Below are 20,010 nucleotides of genomic sequence, written 5' to 3' on the forward strand. Positions count from 1 at the left end.
AAAAATGATCAAAGAATGATTCAACCCTTCAGGAGCTTTAAAAAAAGCGTACTGCTTTTGCTCTTTTGCCTTGTCTGCTTTTCGGTCAGAGCGCAGACAAATCCTACCGGAAACCTAAAATATGTTGACCTGAGAATTGGCAATGTCGGTCAGCTGCTGGAGCCCACCCGACCTACGATTCAGCTACCCAATCAGATGATGCGCATGTTTCCCCAGCGCAAAGATTACCTCGATGATCAGATTTCAAGTTTTCCGCTCATTGTGGTTTCACACCGGCTTGGTCAGGCTTTTTCGGTCAAGCCTTCAATCAAACCATTAGCTGCCCTGGATTACGATCAAAAGCTGACTTACGATCATGATCTGGAAATTACAAGACCATGGTATTACTCTACATATCTGATCGATGACCAGGTGCAGGTTGAGTTCACTCCAGGTAAAAAGACGGGAATATACCGCTTCAGCTTTCCTGAAAAGGCTTCGAAAACACTTCTTTTTGATCTATATAATCAGGGGCAGGGCTCTTGGAAATTTGGCTCAGACAATCAGATTGAGGCAACTGAAATCTATCACGATGACATCGTAGTGTACATGTATGGTGTTTTCAGTGAGAAAGGCAAAACCGGCATTCTGAATGGTTCGAAAGCCCTGAGTGCAAAGTCAGCAAAAGGAAAAAACGTCAGGGCATGGATTAACTTTGCTGAAAGCAAAAAAGGAGAGATTGAGCTCAAATATGCCATATCCTATGTGAGCGCTGAGCAGGCCAGAAAGAACTTTGACAATGAACTCGCCGCAACAGGTTTTGAGCAGCTTGCAAGCAGCGGTGAGAAGATTTGGTCGTCTGTGATCAATCAGATTCAGGTGGAAGGCGGGACTGAAGCGCAGAAACGCAGTTTTTATTCTTCTCTATACCGAACGTACGAAAGAATGACAGACATCACCGAAGGTAATCAATACTACAGTGGATTTGACAAAAAAGTACATACGACCAACAGGCCTTTTTACACTGACGACTGGACCTGGGACAGCTACCTGGCGCATCATCCGTTGAGAATTATTCTGAATCCCGGTCAGGAGCAGGATATGCTCAGCTCGTTTGTAAATATGTATGAGCAAAGCGGCTGGGTGCCCACTTTTCCTGTTCTTTTCGGAGATCACGCCTGCATGAACGGATTTCATTCATCGGTCGCTTTTCTGGATGCCTACAGAAAAGGTCTGAGGAATTTTGACGTAACGAAAGCTTACGAAGGTATGTATAAAAATGCAACTCAGGCAACAATGGTGCCGTGGAGAAATGGGCCCAAGTGCGAGCTGGATGATTTCTATCATACAAAAGGGTATTTTCCTTCGCTGGGCCTGAATGAAAAGGAGACAGTAAAGCTGGTTGACGCCTTTGAGAAGCGGCAAGCCGTTGCAGTAACATTGGGAGGAAGCTATGATGACTGGGCTGTGGGTGAGCTGGCAAAGGACCTTGGAAAAGAGAAAGACTATCAGTTTTTCAAACCCCGCGCTTTGAATTATAAGAATCTTTGGAACAAAGAGAAAAATATGTTTTTACCCAAAGACAGTAAGGGCAGATGGGTTGAGATCGATCCCAAATTTGATGGCGGGATGGGCGGCCGAGATTATTATGATGAGAACAACGGCTGGACCTATAAATGGCAGGTTCAGCACGATATCAGCGGACTGATCGGGCTGATTGGAGGTAAAACCAATTTTGAGACGCAGCTTGATGAACTTTTTCGTGAGGGTCTGGGGCGAAGTAAATATGAATTCTGGTCTAAGTTTCCTGACGCCACCGGTCTTGTCGGGCAGTATTCGATGGGTAATGAGCCGAGCTTTCATATCCCTTATCTGTACAATTACACCAACGCGCCATGGAAAACGCAGAAACGTATTCGTTTTTTACTGGATGTATGGTTTAAAGACAACATTTTCGGAATTCCCGGCGACGAGGATGGGGGAGGCATGACGGCCTTTGTAGTATTTTCATCAATGGGATTTTATCCGATGACTCCGGGCAAAGCCGAATATACCATAGGCAGTCCGGTTTTTGAGAAAGTGACTATTGATCTTCATAATGGGAAAAAATTCACTGTTATAGCCAAAGACTGCAGTGTGATCAATAAATATATTCAAAGCGCTAAACTCAACGGAAAGGTGCTGAATGTACCCACATTTACGCACGATCAGCTCACCGGCGGCGGAACCCTTGAACTGGAAATGGGGCCTAAACCTAATAAAAGCTGGGGATTAGGAGAATAAGCAATCTGCGTTTTGATGCTGCCTGGCCGGAATGCCAATTTAAAAACTTTATCTATTCCTATCCTGAACCGTAAGTTACCTGCAAAGCATTTTACAGGTAATGAAAAAATCCGGCCGCCAAGTGATGGCGCCGGATTTTTGTTTTTTAGTTCTACTTTATGGACAACGATTGGTCTGATAGGTACTGACTGCGATTGATGTGAGAGCCATTCTTTTTGAACGGCTCTCAACCTGGCAGCGGAAGTCAATCTACTGTTTCACAAATTTGCGCTCGCTGCCATTCAATTTGATGACGTAGATTCCAGCCGGCCAGCTGCTCACATCAATGTCAGTGGTGTTTTGTTGTGATTTTGCAGAATAGAATTTTCGCCCCAGCACATTGAAAATTTCCAGATTAGTAATTTTTGAATCTGTCGATATGGTTATTTTTCTACTAGCTGGATTTGGATAAACGCTGACTATATCGCCTGATATGATTTTGACATTTGTAATCCTGCTGTATGCGCTTGTCTGATCCAAATCCACCATTTTTAAACGATAATAGTAAGTGCCTGAAGGCAGATCTGTGTCGTTGTAAGTATAGTTCTTTGCATTAAGGGAGCTGGCATTCGTTTCTGTCCTGCCGATCGTTGTAAAATTTTTCGCGTCAGCACTTCTTTGTATTTCAAAATGAGAACTGTTTGTTTCGCTACTCGTCTGCCATTTCAACTGTACAGAATTAACCTCTTTGCTTGCAGAGAAACTCATCAGCGTTACGGGTAGGGCGTTTCCTGCGTCAGTAGTGACCGGGTTGGGAAAAAGAGGCACCGAAAGACTGTTTGTTGCCTTTCCGGCCAGCACCTTTTTGGTGTAGCCAGCAATTCCCAGGTACCAATCCGGGGTCAGATCGTAGCCGTCTGCGTCCAGCGACAAAAACCAGGTGTTGCCACCTTTGGGAGTATGGTTGGAAAACTTGGCCATTTTGAAAAATGATGTCGCTTCGTCGACTTCATCAAACATGGCAAGGTAGATCATTTGCGCTCCCTCGTTGATCACATTCTGCGACTGCTGCCACAGAAAACTACCGCCGTTTCTTGGAATCGAATTCTTGATGGCGGCTGCCGTGTTGTTGCGCACTGTCTGCAAATTGAACCAGGAAAATCCTGGGAAAATAACCGGCATGTAATCAATTCCTTTTGGAGCCAGGTAGGCCATATCTGGTCTTACGGTGTTGATTGCAAAACTATTTGCGCCTGATTCGCTCCCATACCTGCCCACCGACCATGGGCTGACAGCATCGAGCAGATCATATACGGCAAGCCAGGCCGCAGAGTGAGTGCGCCAATTGTCGTTTAAGCCACCCATAACAGTCGCCCGGTATTTGGGATTGTCAGTAGGGTCAGTAGGATCCCCGAACTTAAACCATCTTACAAGTTTTTCAGAGCGTTCTGCTGTTGCGCCAGGATCAGACGCCAGCCCGAGTCCCCAAAGTGCTACGAGCGGTTTGCCTTTATGCCACAGGTAATTGCTCTCAGAAGTGACGCCCATCTGGTCAACCAGTCGTTTCCAGTCTGCTATCACAGCTTCAGTAGAGGTAGCATTTGCGCCGGACAAATCGTACATGATCGAGTAGACACGGCCGTACTTGCTACTCGCAGTTTGTACATTTTCGATAACCCTTTCAAAATGGCGGTGTACGCGGGAGTCAGTTGTGGTGAAATTGACAAGAAAGCGCTGCTGAAAAACCCCGTCGATTTCATTTTCCTGCATCCATTTGAAGTGCTCGTCTACGGTACTATAGTTGTAGCTTGAAAAAAGTTTGGCAGCGCTTCCATCGCTGTAGGTCATGTTTGTAGCCTGCAGATCATTTTGAGGGTAATCTGCAAGATAAGGCCACATATCAATTGTTGCAGTACTGTGCTGCGGGGCGCCGTCAAACCAGTGCAGCCACCAGTTATGAGCAGGTTGTCCGTCGGTGGGCATTCCAAACCAGCCCTGATAGCCGAACATCACTTTCCCGTTCAGTGTGTTTAACGAAGGGGTCGTCGTAGTTGCGGGCTGAGGCTGGAAGAACTCAATCTCATCAATTTTTGCGGTGATAGCCCCCGATAAGGGCTGAGATATTTTAAAGTAATTAATTGCTGAGAGATTCGGTGTGCCCTGCACGGCTGCTTCTGAAATCCTGAGAAACAGGTGGTTCCAACCGTTAAGTAGTTTTTGACCGGCCATATTCCATTTATACTCATTAGTGCCCTGTTGCCCCGACGAAGTAAACGAAATACTCCCTGCTCCGTTGAATTTGCTCACATCAGAAACGTAGAGCCAGAACTTAATAAGACCGTCCTGTTGGCTTACTGTGGAATTGAATGGTGCAGCCGCATTGTATACAAACCAATCTGTACCCGGGCCGGTTTTAGTCAGTGAACCCGATCCGAGAATCTTGTTTGTGTTATCGGTTTGGATTGGGTCTGTGCCCGACCAGCCCGCAGGCTGATCAGCAGCATTAAAAATATGAGCGCCGATCAGTTCACTTCCTGTGTAACCTTTGGAAAAGCGCATATTGTCAATTTTTATAACCACACTTTCTCCCGTATTGATAAACTTGTAATACCGGAAAAAGTTAATGGCAGATAAATCTGGGTTGCCGGATTTACCGGCTGCACTCATGCGAAGTGTTACGTTGTTCCAGCCATTTCTCAGATTTACACTGCCCGTGCTCCAGTTGAATTCGTCCGTGTCAGGGCCGCCCGAACTGGTCAGTTCAAATTGTCCTTCGGACGCAGAAAACTTGGTGATGTCGGATACATACAAAGAGAACTGAAAGTAGGCAATCGTCAATTCATTGGCGGCTATACCGGTGTTCAGTGGAGCGATAAAATTCTTTCTGAAACGCTCGGTGTTTCCTCCCTCTGATTTGATACTGGCCAGCCCCTCAGCAGGATCATTGGTGTCCAGACTGAGCGTATTACCTCCACCTGTCCAGCCGCTCAGCGACTCGCAGTCATCTACCAGTACTACCTGCGCGAGTAGTGCTGATGAGATAAAAGTTAAAAACAGCAATAAGAAGTGTTTCTTCATTTTTTTAAAGTTAAAGGTTTGAGATTTGATTAAAAACGGTTTCCCGAAAGCGGAAAATCAAATCTATTCCCAGACCTATAACGTTTCGTTAATTATAACTTAATGAAGAAAAAATAATGCTTTATTGGTTTAGTTGGGCTGGTGATCTGTATGGTTGAGGTAATGAAATCAGGGGGAGTCTAATTGCAGAAACCATTGAGATGGTCAACTGAATCCTGCCCGAAAGAGAGGATGCTACAAAGTTTAAATTCTATCCGGATCAATAGGAATGCTGATGTGAATAACGGTGCCACTGTCCGAGTCGATAGAAAGCATACCCTGCAGATCCCGAACCCTGGAAGATGCATTTTTCAGTCCCATGGAATTTTTGTTGGTATGTGAAGGATTGAATCCTTTACCGTTATCGGCAATCTCAATCAGAAGCGCTGAGGGACTTAAAGTGATTTGAAGCCTGATCTGAGAAGCATTTGCATGTTTGATCGCATTATGCATAAACTCCTGTACAAGAAGGTACACGTTCTTTCTGAAATGGCCACTTACCGGCCAGTCGGGAATTGTTTCGGGAATTGACGCAAGAAAGCTCACCGCAGAGTGCTCAAACAGTTTTATACTTTGAAACTTGAGGTAAAAAATTAAATCTGCCAGATTATCATTTTCTGTGTTCGTACTCCAGATAATTTCTCTGATTTTTACTGCTAAATCGCCGACCATGGATGCAATCTGATGTATCTCATCAGTCTCGGATCTGCTACTTTTGCTGGCTACGTCAGCAAACAATTTAACGGCAAATATACCTGCACCAATATCGTCATGGATTTCGCTGCTGATACGCTGGCGTTCCTGCAGAATCGACTGCTGCTGTCTATACAGCGTTTTTTTGAAATTCCGCTGATTAAGGACATAATTAACAAGAATGTACACTATAAAGCAAACAAAGCAGGCAATGACTGCCATCTGGAAGTACTCATCCTGCCACCAGGAATGTGCTATTTCAAAGTCGTAAATAATTGGTGCTGTGATCTGACCGAGCTCCGGATTTACCGCCGTGGCCCTAAAAGTATATTTTCCCGGCCTTAGTGAGGCAAAAGTAACACTGCGTTCTCCCGGCCCTGTTACATTCCAGCTGGAGTCTGTGCCGGTCACTAAGCTGTACCGGATGTATGTCTGGAGGGCTGCCGCATACAGAGGCAGACTTATTTTGAACTGCAGGTTATTCTGATCAGGTTCAAAAAATGGATCTGTGACAGATTGGTGGTTGGCTAAAACCGACAGGGTAGCATGTACCATTTTTGTTGCAGGACTCACCTCTTTCAATCCGACTACATGCAGACCGGTTTGTGTGGCCAGGTACAACTCATGATCAGTTTCGATCAGATCGCTGGTCAGTATACTGCCCGATGTTGACAGGCTCAGCCGGGAGTCAAAAACAGACCTTTCCATGTCAAACACCTGAACGGCCCCTGTACTAAGAATCCAGAGTTTGCCATAACTATGCTTCATTTTGACTATGTTTTCAGAAAGAAGGCCCTGCCCGACGGAAAATTTTTGAATCTTGCCCTTATCGTAAACCAAAAGGCCATTGTTGATCGTACCAATGTAGATTTTCTTCTTGTAGTAGGTTGTGTAGAGTGAGTACACTTGTTTTCCTTCATAAGTGACAGGGGTGAGCCCGTCGCTGTTGAATACATGCAAGGCACTTTTAAAGGCAACAAAGAGTTTTTGCTCGTCAGGATAGTACGACAAAGCAGAACACCTCTTCGGATAGAGAAATGAATTTGTTTGCTGGTCATAGTCTTTTATGCCCTCAAATCTGGCGACTACTTCCTTTTTGAGTTTTTCTGATTTTTTTTTCAGTGTAATTACCAAACCGTTTGCCGTTGTTGCAAACAGAAGATCCTGAGTTTGGTCGATTTGCTTTAATATTTTTATGGCTGGTTGCAGTTTGAACTGTTGTGTATGTATGTTGAAAATGTATGTGTTGATCGATGTACCAATCAGGAAATTACCATCATCTACAGGGGCGATCTTGTAAATCGATCCGAACTTTTCGTTGGGTGCAACTCTTTTTACGAGTCGTTTCAGGACATGATCATACATATAAAGCTTTCCGTGCTGGGTGCCCAGCAGTAAAATGCCTCCCGCTTTGACCATCGTTCTGACGTGATCAGATTCATCCATTCCGGGTATAACTACCGTTTGCCGGGATACACCTTCGTTTTGGACAAAAAGACCTTTGTCAAGGCTCGCATACCAGGTATTACCTTCCCGGTCAGCTACTATATCGCTAATATTCAGGCCGGTAATCTGCTTGCCGGCTTGGAGCTGCGTGCTGCTTTTAACCATATTGACCCATAGCTTACCAGCAGATAAAGAAATGGTATTGATGAAGTCATCATAATGACTTTCTTTGAAAAGTATAACAGAGTCGTTGCTGATGCCGACATGAAGTAGTCTGGACGAAGGGTTAGCGAATAAAAGAGCCGTATCGCCCAAAGCCTGGGTATGTAGTAGTGCTGCGTCTTGTTGCCAATGTTTGATTTTAGGATCTTTTTTCGCTGGCCGTACACCCTTAGCTGTATCGTAAGTGAACCACTCCCCATTTCCATATGCAAGAAGTTTGTTGCCAATCACGGCAATCGATGTAGCTGCTGTCCCCGCCGGAGAAGGAATATACTTACTTTTTAATGTTTTTGTATGACAAAGAAATAAACCTCGGTCGGAGCTGGCCACCAGGAATCCTTTGTAAATGGTCAACCTTGGAAATCCTGATTCAGTTTGTGAATCGTAGGATTCCAGCAGTGTGGTTTTACCATGATCAATGTAAAAAATCTGTCCCGTAAAGTTGTGGAACCAGATCTTTCCCTGATCATCCTGAATTAGGCCTGAGGCACTCAACGAACTTTGTTCGGGGGATGAAAACAGTGTGAAGCCGATACCGTCATACCTGTAGACGCCCACTTCTGTAGCCAGCCACAAAAAGTTTTGCCTGTCCAGAAACAGATCATAAATGACTTTGGTAGGCAAGCGTTCAACTGACTTTAGGCCTGCATTTGTTTTTTGAGAAAATAGATTGAACGGGGATATCAGGAAGAGTAGTAAAAATAGCCGCGAAAATATGCTTTTCATAGGGATGAGTTTGAGTCTAATATATGTATTTTTCGCAGAAAATAGACCTGTTCAAAGATTACCCTATTTAAATGATTTCTATATCCGTTGTTGAGGATCACGACCATTACAGACTATCGCTTGTCAAAATGCTAGAAAGCGACGGGAGGTTTTTGGTGACAGGTATTTACGAGTGTGCCGAGCAGGCGCTTGAAGGTTTACAAACCGATCCGGTCGATATTGCAATTGTGGATATAATGTTAGGGCAAATGTCGGGTATTGACCTGGTAAGATCAGTGAAACCCAAAACTGGGAATACCCAATTTTTGATGTGTACTTCCTATCAGGATAGTGAAAATGTTTTTAGTGCGCTAAGGGCGGGAGCTACAGGATATATTGTTAAAGATGCCAGTGCATCCGAGATTATTGATGCGATAGTGGATTTATACAACGGAGGCTCTCCGATGAGTCCTTATATCGCCAGAAAGGTAATTACCTTGCTTCACACCCAGCCACAATCTCAACTGAATGTGCTCAGTGTGCGTGAGCTTGAAGTGCTGACGCTTCTTAGTAACGGGTTGATTTATAAAGAAATATCTGATGTGTTGTCTATTAGTCTGAATACTGTTAAAAACCATCTTAAAAACATATACAAGAAATTGCATGTGCAAAATAAGGTAGAAGCTGTCAACAAATACAGGGCAGGAATTTAAAATCATACAGATTTAAATACATGCCGTTCCATTTGTCAAGGAAACAATAGCCTTAACGGGCTATTGTCGTCATCGAAACAGAACCTTAGCTTTGCGCACATTATTCCAGGCATTCTGTGAATCAAAAAAACAATTTGCTCAACTCCTCTGTACTATGAAAAAACGATTCATTGCCTGTGCCAACATCCCGCAACTTACTTCAACTCTTGATAGCAAGCGATAGCGTTACATCTCCGCTGTACGTGGATTGAACCTTATATTTTAAATCAAAAGGCTACTGTCTGCAGTTAAGGTTATCTACTGTAAATGATTGTAGGCAATTTTCATGAGCAATCACCTTTTTCCTGCTGTGTAATTACTTTCTGTATGGCCAGCAGCCGAGTCATCAAAATGACTGATCTTCTGACACCCTTTATTTTCATCTGACATTTTCTATTTAACAAACCAGCAGTTCCTGATTATGGAGAAAATTTTACCTCTGAGAAACAAATTAACTATCATCATTTTTCTGATGCTTTTCTTCGCCGGAAAGGGGCATGCCCAGAAATGGGACCAGATCATCAAGCAGGTTGCCGGCGATAGAAATGCGCAATCATCCGCAGGTCGAGAAGTGTCTGACGTATATGGTATGGCGGTGTCGTTGTCGGGTGACTATGCTGCAGTAAGTGCATATAATCATGACGGAGATCAAAATGGTTTGAATAAAATAGTTTCAGCTGGTTGTGTATATATATTGTACAATCAGGCGGGTACCTGGGTTGAAGTGAAAAAGCTGGTAGCTTCTGACCGTTCAAAGGATGCCTTGTTTGGTTATTCCGTTGCAATCCACGGAGATTACGTAGTTGTGGGGGCGATACGCGAAAGCAGAGATGGTGCATCCTTGAATCCGGTTGCATCCGCGGGGGCGGCTTACATTTATAAAAAAGACCAGGGAGGGGTTGATAATTGGGGACAAATCAAGAAGATAACAGCCAATGACAGGGATGCAGACGATCTGTTTGGATACAATGTAGCTATTGACGGAGACTATATCGTCGTAGGCACTCTGTTCGAAGATCATAATGTGTCGGAAGGTGCCCCATTAGAGAATTCAGGGTCGATACACATTTTTAACAAGAATCAGGGCGGATCAGAAAACTGGGGATTGGTTAAGAAAATGACTGCCCCTACCCGGTATGTAAATGGGAGGTTCGGACTTTCTGTTGAAATAAAAGGTGACTATCTGGCTGTGGGAGCCAGCGAATCGAATCTTAATTCCGGCTCAGGTTCAGTCTATTTTTTTGCAAAGAACCAGGGCGGTGCCGGTAACTGGGGATATGTACAACGTGTGATAGCCAGTACTCAGGCGTCATCGGATTATTTTGGTGCATCGGTGTCAATCAGCGGGGAGTATGCAGTCATCGGAGCTTATGCTCAGGATACAGACGGCTCGAATGCCAACTACGTTTCTGGGGCAGGTTCTGCATATGTTTTCAAAAGAAATTCGTCCAGTGGTAATTGGAGCCAGATAAAAAAACTTACAGCGCCCGTGCGTGCTCAGGACGATAACTTCGGGTACTGCGTCGCTATGAGTGGAGATTATATCGTTATTGGTGCTTATAAGGAAAGTCAGGATGCAACAGAATCGAACACAAAGACTGAATCAGGCTCTGCTTATATTTTCAAAAAAGATGTAGGCGGTAGTGATAATTGGGGATTCCAGAAGAAAATAACCGCAGCAGTAAGAAATGCCGGTGATCAGTTTGGTTACTCACTTGCCATTAGTGGTAACACAATATGGTCGGGTGCATACAAGCACAGCTATGATGTTTTCGAGAGCGATATAATGAGCTGGTCGGGTGCGGCTTACTGTTTCCAAAAGGATAAAAATGGCAGCGAAAACTGGGGACAAACACAAAAGATGGTTTCAAATGGATTAAGAGAAAAGGACAACTATGGCTGGTCGGTGTCAGTGAACGGAGACTATGCAGCAGTGGGAGCTCCCGGCAACGACAGATCCGCTAATGGTAAGACATTCACCGACGCTGGAGCTGTATACATTTTACAGCATAATGGGCTTACATGGAATGAGATAAAAAAAATCACGGCACAGGATGCAGCTGTAGGAGATAATTTTGGTTGGTCAGTAGCACTTAACGACGATTATTTGGTAGTTGGTGCACCTCACGAAGATGGTGTAAACCCTGCAACGGATTCCCAATCCGGTGCTGCCTATATATTCAGCAGAAATCAAGGCGGAACCAACAACTGGGGACAAGTAAAAAAAATAGTAGCAAACGATAGAGCCGCCAGTAATGTATTTGGTTTTTCAGTTGGTGTGGATGGTGAATTTATTGTTGTAGGGGCCAGAGGAGCATCTGACCAACGGGGAGCAGCTTATTTGTTTCACGCAGATCAGGATGGAGTGCAAAATTGGGGTCAGGTCAAAAAACTTGTTAGCAGTGAAGAAATTGTATTGGGACGTTTTGGTGCTGCGGTCGCAATTAGTGGTGATTACATTGTAGTTGGAGCAAACCGAGTGGGTTTTCAGGGCAACCTGGAGTACACATTTGAAGGATCAGCCTATTTGTTTAAGCGAAATGGTGCGGGAGCAGCTGATTGGTCAGAGTTTAAAATAATGAAGGGTTTGCCAGGATATAACGACGGATTAGGCGGATCTGTCGCTTTACATGGCGAACATTTAATCATTGGAAGAAAGACTGTTAATTTTGGTAGTCGTCCGGGCTCGGCATTCGTCTACCAAAAGAATTTTGCAGGAGAAGATAATTGGGGGCTGGTCAGACATATTACAGAAGATGCTTCAGGGTACGCGGGCTTCGGGTCAGCTGTAGCTATCAATGCAGATGCAGCTATGATAGGAGCGCCCTACCATCATTATTATTCCAACGGTGTTGAGACCAGAGAAGCAGGCGCTGTTTATGTATATGGAATTAATAAGGGTGGAGAGAACAAATACGGGCTTGTTGAACGAATCAATCAGGTTTCTAATTCCATTACAACAGAAGACCATTTCGGATTTGCTGTTGCGATGAGTGATAAAGCTGCACTGATAGGCGTGCCTGATGAAGATTATGATGCAGATCAGGGTAGCTATCTGGCAGATGCGGGGTCAGCCTTGTTTTATAAACAACAGCAGATCTGTCTGCCACCTGAGGTTAGTATTACAAATCTAAAAAATGTTTCTGCAACTGCTACATGGCCCGCTGTAACAACCGGTTATCCGGTAAACGAGTATGAATATGTTTTTAGTTACGATACCTGGACGCCAAATCCCGGCTTAGCCAAGACAGTGGATTTGGACTGGCCTACAGTCAGAGCAGATATGGAAAATCTCATACCAGAGCGTGGGTATACAATTTGGGCAAGAAGTACGTGCCGTCCGGATTACAAATCAGATTGGAAAGAAGTTTACTTCGTAACTAAAGCCTGTCCGGATGATATTTCTCAAATGGAAATCCCTGATGAAAATGACATTTATATTACCTACAACGCCATCCAGGAGGGCAACCTGACTCATTATTGCGATTGTAGCCGTAATAAACTACTGTTGACCGTTGAGCATTCAGATAGTGACCTTGTCATTGATCAGGTGGCGGTTCAGGTGGATTATTCATCTGTGTACTATGCAGGAAATCAGGGGTTTATAGCAAATCCTGATGGGGCTATTTTTATGCCTGTTCGTTGGGACGTTTACGCCTCACAGCAACCGGGTAAACCAGTCAAAGTCAGGTATTATTTCAGAACAGATCAGTTTACCCAATTTAACAATGCTATGGAGGCAAGGTTTAAATACCGGCTGCAAGACGAGAAACAGCTCATGTTTTACAAGCACAATCTTGACTACAGCGAGTATGCTCCTTACCCGCCACATATCCCCGCGCAACAAATACAGATACTAACCAATGGCACACAGGCTTCTACCAGCCGCTGGGTATTGGGAACCCGCGGCAGCGACAGATATGCAGAGTTCCTGGTCAGCTCGTTTTCAGGTGGAGGTGCCGGAAGTAATTTTACCAACAACTCATTGCCTGTCAGACTGATGAAATTTGATGTTGCTAAAGCTGAGAACACAGCCTTGCTGACCTGGTCGTCGGCTAGTGAAACGAATACCGGTTTTTTTGATGTGCAAAGAAGTGCGGATGGTAAAAAGTGGTCATCACTGGGAAGGGTAGAGGCAGCTGGCCAAAGTAGTGAGATCAAATCGTACTCCTTTAAAGACCAATCTCCAATCCCTGCAGAGAATCTTTACCGTTTGAAAATGGTCGATAAGGACATGACATTTTCCTACAGCCATATCAGAAGTATCGTTTTTTTAGAAACGAATCCGGATGTATACCCTAACCCGGCAGTCGGCAAACTCTTCGTGTCTGCCACTAAGAACATTCAATCAATACGGATATTCAGTATTACGGGCAGCATGGTGTATGAAAATACAGAGGTGCCAGCAGATGGTATCAACACAAGCAGTTTTGCACCAGGAATATATACTGTTCAACTGCTTCGCACAAACGGGATGATACAAACCAGTAAAGTCATCGTGGCGAAATAGTAGTAAAAAAGTTCTGGTCGGTGATAGAAATGACTACGGTTGTTGCTATCACCGACCCTGAAAAATCTTTCCGGGAATTATTGCATTACTTATCTCAAACACTCAACCCAACGCTACGAATGAAACACTTATGCCATCTCACCTGGTTTATTTGCTTATGTCGTTTAGTTTATAGCTGGTACTTCTGCCACCTGCTTCTTCTTTGATTAAAATTCCCTGATCTAAAAGATCCAGAATATCTCTTAACGCAGTATCATTTGACACTTTGGTGATTTTAGCCCATTTAGAGGTGTTAAGCTTTCCTTCAAATCCATCAAGAAGCTTGTTAAGCATTAGCTTCTGACGTTCACTTATACTTTTCGATCCAAAAAACTCCCAGTATCGGGCTTTGGTTATTACCGCATTCAGTATCTTATCCGTTGCCGTTAGTGCCCTGTCAAGACACGACAAAAACCAGATAAGCCAGCCGGTAATATCAAGATCGTCTCTCTGCGTTTTTTCCAGAATATCATAATAAGCCTTACGTTCAAGCTGAATTTGTGCGGACATGCTGTAAAAGCGTTGATAATTGCTGTCAGATCTTGCCAGCTGCAAGTCAGTAATTGCACGGGCTATACGTCCATTTCCATCATCAAACGGGTGTATGGTCACAAACCATAGATGTGCTATCGCCGCTTTTAAAACCGGGTCTTTTTCTGTTTGTGTATTAAACCAATTGATGAATTGCTGCATTTCGGCTGGAACTTTATCAGAAGGCGGAGCTTCGAAATGAACAATTTCCCGTCCTAAGGCTCCTGATACCACTTGCATTGGGCCAGTCGTATCTTCGCGCCACTGCCCGACTTGGATCTTATACATTCCACTACTCCCGGACGGAAACAAGGCTGAATGCCATCCGAAAAGTCGCTCTTCGGAGAGCTCCTTCGTATACCGCTGTGTTGCGTCCAAAAGCATTTCAACTACTCCGTCCACGTGTCGGTCAGAGGGAGCCAAAGCTCCAATATCCATTCCGAGCTTCCTTGCAAGCGAAGATCTGACTTGGTCTGCATCCAGGAATTCCCCTTCTATCTCGCTTGTTTTAATAACATCAAGCGTTAAAGTTTGCAGGATTGCTTCGTCCCTAAGTGAAAAACCAAGACTCTCCATTCGTCCTGTCAACCGTCCTTGTCTATGACGTACCGACGCGAGCAGACCAGATACTGTTTCCACATCCCAGTTAAAGTTAGGCCACTGTCTTCTTTGATGAATATACATATATTTAACGCAAAATATGCGGTAAATATATACGCTATTCGCCGCATTCTCAAAATATTCCCCTTATTTTATGCGGTGAATAGGAGTTGTAATCACCGCATCATTAGGAATAATACTGAACTCTGGTCGAAACGGATATCTCAAAGGGCTTTTAAAGCGCAGTGGCATTATATTCTTCTTTTTACATCAGCCCCTTTCTGAAATAACACAGATAAATCCGGAATTATCTACTGTATGCCTGGTTTTAACCAGCGCATCCCATTCTGATTCTGTAGGAAGCCGGTAGGTGATATGCTTTTTTGACAGAAGGTTTTTTTCAACCATTTCACTGAAAACTACTTTTTCTGAATTTGCTTCCGTGTAGGTAGACAGCACACTTCTCCATTTACAGAATTCCTGAGCCTGTAGCCAACTCACACCTAGTACAGGACAATCATCATTTTGTTTTTCCCAGTTATCAGGCAGCATAGAGTGCAGATATTCTTCAGAAAAGGTTTCATCTGATTCCAGAAACTGAAGAAAATCAGACCAGTCTTTGTTTGAAACAGGTTTTGAAATAGTCAGTCTTGGCTCAGTTTCAATCATAAATCCTGTGGATTGATTCAGTGGAGCAGGGAAGATGGATTGTGTATTTGCCGAATAATGAGGATTGTTACTAACTATGTAGCAGACTGATCCTATCGCTAAAACGCCTGCCATTGAAAGCCTGATAAACTGGGGACTTTTCATTGTGTGTAAGTTGAAGTGAAATGAAGGTTTGGATATCAGATTCGGACGTATAAGAAGTAACACCTCTTTTATTAGCAGCAATTGCGCCTTCCTGATACCCTTTCTGCGGGCGTCGAATTCAAATCTTTCCAGTAAGTCTCCTTCGATATCTTCCCGGAAATCAGCTTTACAGAACCATCTGAAAATCACAAGCGCGAAGCCAGGTGGTTTATGATCATTAAATTCATCCATATCTGAATATCAGTTGAAGGCGATGGCAGGGATTGCATCCCATAACGCAAGCCGTTGATTTTTTACATCACTTAGCACTTTTTGACCTTCCGGCGTTACAGTGAAATACCGTTTTCTCTTACCGCCTCTTATCTTGGTCGCCTCACCAAATGCTGAAGTCAGCAGTCCTTTATCTTCTAATCTTCGCAGCACAGTTTGCAGAGCACCTATACTGACTTTACGGTTGAGGCGGCTTTCCATCTCGTCAATAATGGCTATGCCGTAAGCCTCATTAAACAGAACTGCTACAGTCAGCAGTACCACTTCCTCAAACTCACCTAAATGATGTTGGCTCATGAATCTATTATTTACTCAAATGTAGTTAATATGAATTTATATTTACACTATTTGTAGTTAAAATATTTTGAAATGGTTTTTTTCTGCTGAAGCGGCTTTTGCTTTTCAGATTACTCAGAGGGATTTAGTAGGGCTACCCAGATCATTCCTGTAAGTGCCCAGACTCATTTGTTTGTGCCTTTTGAAGAATTTGTTGATATGACTTTCATCAGCAAACCCAAATTCGTCGGCAATCTCGTGGATTCTTTTGCCACTGAAGCGAAGACGATGTTCGATGAGTCTGATGCGGTAGCTGGAGATATACTGTTGAAGAGAGTCGGCACACTGCCGGCGAAAATAGCTTCCCAGATAAGTCGGCGACATTCCGAACCTGTCAGCAATAACATTTATCCTTAACAGGTCGGGTTGCCGGATATGCTCCTGTATGTAATCCAGAATTTGTGTTATACGGTTATCCGGGTTTGTACTCAGCCCAGAAGGTTTTAAGAGAGCAATATTCCTTGCAGCAATTACAATAATGGCGTTGACCAAATGGCGTATCAGATCCTGTGCATACATCCGGCTGTCAGAATTTGCCAGCCGTAGATTTTGTATCAGTTGACCGACAATTTCCTTTTCATCCTCATTGATCAGTACAGAACCTGATAAGTCAGATGCATAATGTAGAATGCATTCTAAATGGTCAATACTTTTCCACTGGTATTCGTTGATGTAATTTTGTCCGAAGCGAATAACCATAAATTCGCAGGTACTTACCAAATCAAACTCATGTGTATCTGAAGGCGTGATCAAAAACAAATCTTCCGAAAAGAAGGCGAACCGGTTTCCGTTGACTGCATGCATACCTGGTCCTGAAATGACATAGACCATTTCAAAGAAATTGAACATTCTTTCCCTTAGCGGACAATGGTCTACCTTTTCATAGAATATCTCTAATGACTGATAGATATTTTCTCTTGCCATGTGGCAAATATACCTAAGTGTGCTTGAAATGTACCTGTTTTTGCGCTGCTTTCCGGTCTAGTTTTGCTTTTCAAAAACAAAATTATGAAAGCAATAGTATTGGAAGGTTTCGGAGGAGTTGACCAGCTCAAATATGTAGACATGGAAAAACCAGCAATAAAATCCGGTGAAGTCCTTGTCAGGGTAAAGGCGATTAGTATTAACCCTGTTGACGTGAAGGTGCGCAGCGGGAAGGCTCCGTTGGCTAAAGATCTGGCCGGGCGTAACCCGTTGATTCTGGGATGGGACGTATCGGGAGAGGTTGCAGAGACTGGTAGTGAGGTCACACGTTTCACTGTTGGAGATCAGGTATTTGGTATGGTTAACTTTGCCGGACATGGTAAAGCGTATGCGGAGTATGTGGCGGCCGCGGCAGATCATCTGACCTTGAAACCTTCAAATATCAGTCACATTCAGGCAGCTGCCAGCACTCTTGCTGCTCTTACAGCCTGGCAGGCTTTTACGTGTTACGGAAAGCTGAGATCTACAGACACCGTTCTGATTCATGCGGCAGCAGGAGGGGTTGGACACTTTGCCGTGCAGATTGCAAAACATATAGGCGCACAAGTGATCGCAACATCTTCGGGCGCGAACAGGGATTTTGTTCTGGAGCTGGGAGCCGATCAGCATATTGACTACCGTAAAAATCAGTTTGAGCAAATCTTAGATGATATTGACTTTGTGCTGGAGTCTGTGGGCGGAGAGAATTTTCAAAAATCGGTTAGAGTCCTCAAACCATTCGGTACAATAGTCACTCTTCCCTCGGGTCATTCAGCAGATGACGAGTTGGCAGCAAAAGAAAAGAAACTCCATGCCTGTTACTTTATGTCTGTTTTTTCAAGCGGGGCAGATATGGATTTTATCGCCTCACTACTACGTGAAGGGAGTTTAAAACCGCATGTTTCCCACGTGTTTGATTTTGATCAGATCGCTCAGGCTCATCAACAAATTCAAACCGGCCGAACTGTTGGTAAAGTTATAGTTACGCTATGAGCTCACCAGATAAGATGATTTGTTTGTGAGTCATTCGGCTGACATTAGAGAAAAGGTCTCACCATTCTCATCAGAGTTAGAATTTATGAAAAGAATTGTTGTTATTAATGATCATCCGGACAAAGAAAGTTTCAATAGCGCGGTAGCAGATTCTTATATCAAGGCCGCTACTCACGCAGGTGCTCAGGTCAGATATATCCCCATCGGCGAACTGAAATGGATGCTGAGGACAGGCTGAACTCTCTGAAAAAGATAATGGATGCCGCTAAGATGGAGGCTGTATCTAAACTACTCATTTGTAGTAAGACGACCATTTAGTGAGTTTTAAAAACTCTCGCAATTCCTAATTTGGCCAATTGCGAGAGTTTTGATTTCGGGGTGGTAAAATTATACTTTAACTGTCATTCGTTAACGATTCCTGTCGTACGGTCTAATTCGATGCGGGCTGAGAGATAGTCGAATACAGCTTCCAGATAATTTGATTTGGCCGTTGTCAATGCCAGTTCTGCATCAGTGAGTTCAAGCCGTGAGGCGACACCTTTCTCATAGCGGTATTTGGTTATGGAATAGCTCAATTCTGCTGTTTGAGAAACGTTATTCTGCGTTTTAATACGCTCAGATGCTTCATACAGACTGGCTGTGACCTGTTTTATTGTGGTTTTGAGCTGCTCTTGTGCATTATCAAAGATCGCGTCGGACTGTTGTCTTTCGATTTTACCCAAAGCGATTCTATTCGCATTCTGCATACCTGTAAATAGTGGGATTGAGACCTGAATACCTGCATAGAAAACCGGCGGCCAACCGGCTTGATCATATCTGAATTTGTTGGTTTGTGTCTGCAACTGGTACTGACTGACAAAACTTACAACGGGTAGTCTGGCTGATTTGTATAATTGAATCTCTTTGTCATTAATCTCCTTGTTCAAATTCAAGATCTGGAAATCGGGACGTTCCATCAGCGATCTGCGGAATGCCTGGGTTTCGGTGGGAATCGAATCAGAAGTGTTAAGCTGCAGTGAATCGGATAGAATGAATTCTGTACCGGCCGCACTGCCGATCAAAGTGCTCAGTTGCTGCTGGCTGATCTGAAGTGCATAGGTGAGCCGCAGTACATCCGGTTCCAGGTTTTTCACTAATGTGTATGCTCTTAACGTATCTACACGAAGTGCCCTGCCTTGCGCAAGCAGTGATCGCGAATCTGCCAGAGCTTTCTTGTTGCGTGCAATACTTTCATATTGCAAGTTGAGCCGTTGCTGAAGCACGAGGAGTTGCACATAATTTTGTTTTACCTGGGCGACCACATCTACTTCCCGGTTGTTGTAAGATAGCTGGCTTTGTTTTTCAAGGAGTCTGCGTCTTTGGATTTCATATTTCGCGCTTGCGCTGTAAAGAGCCTGCGAGAGCGTTACCTGTGCTCCACTGATCTGCGAGCCTCCAAATCGTGCATAACCAACCCCCTCGGATGAAGAGCTCGAATTCAACCCAAAGAAAACCTGCCTTTGAAAATAATGTTGAAATTGGCCGGTCAGACTAATATTGGGCAGAAGCAATCCTTTACTTATCTGAGTCTGTTGTCTGGATTTGGCAATATTAAATGAGTCGATTCTTAAATCACGGTTGTGTGATTTGGCTTGCTCGATAGCCTGTTTCAGTGACAGCGTTTGATTTTGTGCGCTGAGGCGAGCTGGTAGCCAGACCGAAGCCAGTAGCCAGATTGCCATTTTTAGAATATGATTTTTCATTTTTTGTGGTGTTTTAAACGCAGAGTGAAAAGAGTCA

Annotated in this window: 12 protein-coding genes; 5 read left to right on the forward strand and 7 right to left on the reverse strand. The window is 43.9% G+C overall.

The features are described 5' to 3' along the window. Positions 1-15 precede the first annotated feature (15 nt). Positions 16-2,262: a GH92 family glycosyl hydrolase gene (locus DSL64_RS08140; RefSeq protein ID WP_115830177.1), complete on the forward strand. Its 2,247-nt coding sequence runs from the start codon at positions 16-18 to the stop codon at positions 2,260-2,262. A 249-nt stretch (positions 2,263-2,511) separates the two neighbouring features. On the opposite strand, the gene DSL64_RS08150 is transcribed toward DSL64_RS08140, so the two are convergent. Both DSL64_RS08150 and DSL64_RS08155 read right to left on the reverse strand, forming a co-directional pair. Next, on the reverse strand, positions 2,512-5,319 hold the full coding sequence (locus DSL64_RS08150) for a T9SS type A sorting domain-containing protein (RefSeq protein ID WP_115830179.1): 2,808 nt from the start codon (positions 5,317-5,319) through the stop codon (positions 2,512-2,514). 243 nt (positions 5,320-5,562) lie between these two features. Then, on the reverse strand, positions 5,563-8,445 hold the full coding sequence (locus tag DSL64_RS08155) for a sensor histidine kinase (RefSeq protein WP_115830180.1): 2,883 nt from the start codon (positions 8,443-8,445) through the stop codon (positions 5,563-5,565). Between the two features lie 71 nt (positions 8,446-8,516). On the opposite strand from DSL64_RS08155, the gene DSL64_RS08160 reads away from it, so the two are divergent. After that, positions 8,517-9,137 carry a response regulator transcription factor gene (locus DSL64_RS08160; protein WP_115830181.1) on the forward strand — a complete coding sequence of 207 codons (621 nt, stop codon included), beginning with the start codon at positions 8,517-8,519 and terminating at the stop codon, positions 9,135-9,137. Positions 9,138-9,597: 460 nt separating this feature from the next. Then, entirely contained in the window at positions 9,598-13,686 is a 4,089-nt protein-coding gene (locus DSL64_RS08165; protein ID WP_115830183.1) for a T9SS type A sorting domain-containing protein, read from the forward strand. A 147-nt stretch (positions 13,687-13,833) separates the two neighbouring features. Here DSL64_RS08165 and DSL64_RS08170 read toward each other — a convergent pair whose 3' ends face one another. From DSL64_RS08170 to DSL64_RS08185, 4 genes are all read right to left on the reverse strand, one after another. Further along, on the reverse strand, positions 13,834-14,940 hold the full coding sequence (locus DSL64_RS08170; RefSeq protein ID WP_115830184.1) for a Fic family protein: 1,107 nt from the start codon (positions 14,938-14,940) through the stop codon (positions 13,834-13,836). Positions 14,941-15,126: 186 nt separating this feature from the next. Next, on the reverse strand, positions 15,127-15,900 hold the full coding sequence (locus tag DSL64_RS08175; RefSeq protein ID WP_115830185.1) for a permease prefix domain 2-containing transporter: 774 nt from the start codon (positions 15,898-15,900) through the stop codon (positions 15,127-15,129). A gap of 9 nt (positions 15,901-15,909) precedes the next feature. Beyond that, complete coding sequence (locus DSL64_RS08180) at positions 15,910-16,236, reverse strand: PadR family transcriptional regulator (protein WP_115830186.1); 327 nt, start codon at positions 16,234-16,236, stop codon at positions 15,910-15,912. Between the two features lie 114 nt (positions 16,237-16,350). After that, positions 16,351-17,199, reverse strand: coding sequence for a helix-turn-helix domain-containing protein (locus DSL64_RS08185; protein WP_199539348.1), 849 nt, complete (start codon positions 17,197-17,199; stop codon positions 16,351-16,353). Positions 17,200-17,283: 84 nt separating this feature from the next. Here DSL64_RS08185 and DSL64_RS08190 point away from each other — a divergent pair, with 84 nt between their 5' ends. Further along, a complete protein-coding gene (locus DSL64_RS08190; RefSeq protein WP_115830188.1) occupies positions 17,284-18,231 on the forward strand; it encodes an NADP-dependent oxidoreductase in 948 nt (315 codons plus the stop codon). An 85-nt stretch (positions 18,232-18,316) separates the two neighbouring features. Continuing rightward, on the forward strand, positions 18,317-18,469 hold the full coding sequence (locus DSL64_RS08195) for an NAD(P)H-dependent oxidoreductase (RefSeq protein WP_115830189.1): 153 nt from the start codon (positions 18,317-18,319) through the stop codon (positions 18,467-18,469). 163 nt (positions 18,470-18,632) lie between these two features. On the opposite strand, the gene DSL64_RS08200 is transcribed toward DSL64_RS08195, so the two are convergent. Next, the gene (locus DSL64_RS08200) at positions 18,633-19,973 is read right to left on the reverse strand and encodes a TolC family protein (RefSeq protein WP_115830190.1); all 1,341 of its coding nucleotides are present in this window, start codon (positions 19,971-19,973) and stop codon (positions 18,633-18,635) included. Positions 19,974-20,010 lie beyond the last annotated feature (37 nt).

This window comes from Dyadobacter luteus, from assembly GCF_003383615.1.
Classification (GTDB): domain Bacteria; phylum Bacteroidota; class Bacteroidia; order Cytophagales; family Spirosomataceae; genus Dyadobacter; species Dyadobacter luteus.

Excerpts from the sequence above, each read along its gene's own strand:
- DSL64_RS08190 (WP_115830188.1), top strand. The coding sequence starts at position 17,284 with ATGAAAGCAATAGTATTGGAAGGTTTCGGAGGAGTTGACCAGCTCAAA.
- DSL64_RS08140 (WP_115830177.1), top strand. The coding sequence starts at position 16 with ATGATTCAACCCTTCAGGAGCTTTAAAAAAAGCGTACTGCTTTTGCTC.
- DSL64_RS08155 (WP_115830180.1), bottom strand. The coding sequence starts at position 8,445 with ATGAAAAGCATATTTTCGCGGCTATTTTTACTACTCTTCCTGATATCC.
- DSL64_RS08175 (WP_115830185.1), bottom strand. The coding sequence starts at position 15,900 with ATGGATGAATTTAATGATCATAAACCACCTGGCTTCGCGCTTGTGATT.
- DSL64_RS08185 (WP_199539348.1), bottom strand. The coding sequence starts at position 17,199 with ATGGCAAGAGAAAATATCTATCAGTCATTAGAGATATTCTATGAAAAG.
- DSL64_RS08160 (WP_115830181.1), top strand. The coding sequence starts at position 8,517 with ATGATTTCTATATCCGTTGTTGAGGATCACGACCATTACAGACTATCG.
- DSL64_RS08195 (WP_115830189.1), top strand. The coding sequence starts at position 18,317 with ATGAAAAGAATTGTTGTTATTAATGATCATCCGGACAAAGAAAGTTTC.
- DSL64_RS08170 (WP_115830184.1), bottom strand. The coding sequence starts at position 14,940 with ATGTATATTCATCAAAGAAGACAGTGGCCTAACTTTAACTGGGATGTG.
- DSL64_RS08200 (WP_115830190.1), bottom strand. The coding sequence starts at position 19,973 with ATGAAAAATCATATTCTAAAAATGGCAATCTGGCTACTGGCTTCGGTC.
- DSL64_RS08165 (WP_115830183.1), top strand. The coding sequence starts at position 9,598 with ATGGAGAAAATTTTACCTCTGAGAAACAAATTAACTATCATCATTTTT.
- DSL64_RS08180 (WP_115830186.1), bottom strand. The coding sequence starts at position 16,236 with ATGAGCCAACATCATTTAGGTGAGTTTGAGGAAGTGGTACTGCTGACT.
- DSL64_RS08150 (WP_115830179.1), bottom strand. The coding sequence starts at position 5,319 with ATGAAGAAACACTTCTTATTGCTGTTTTTAACTTTTATCTCATCAGCA.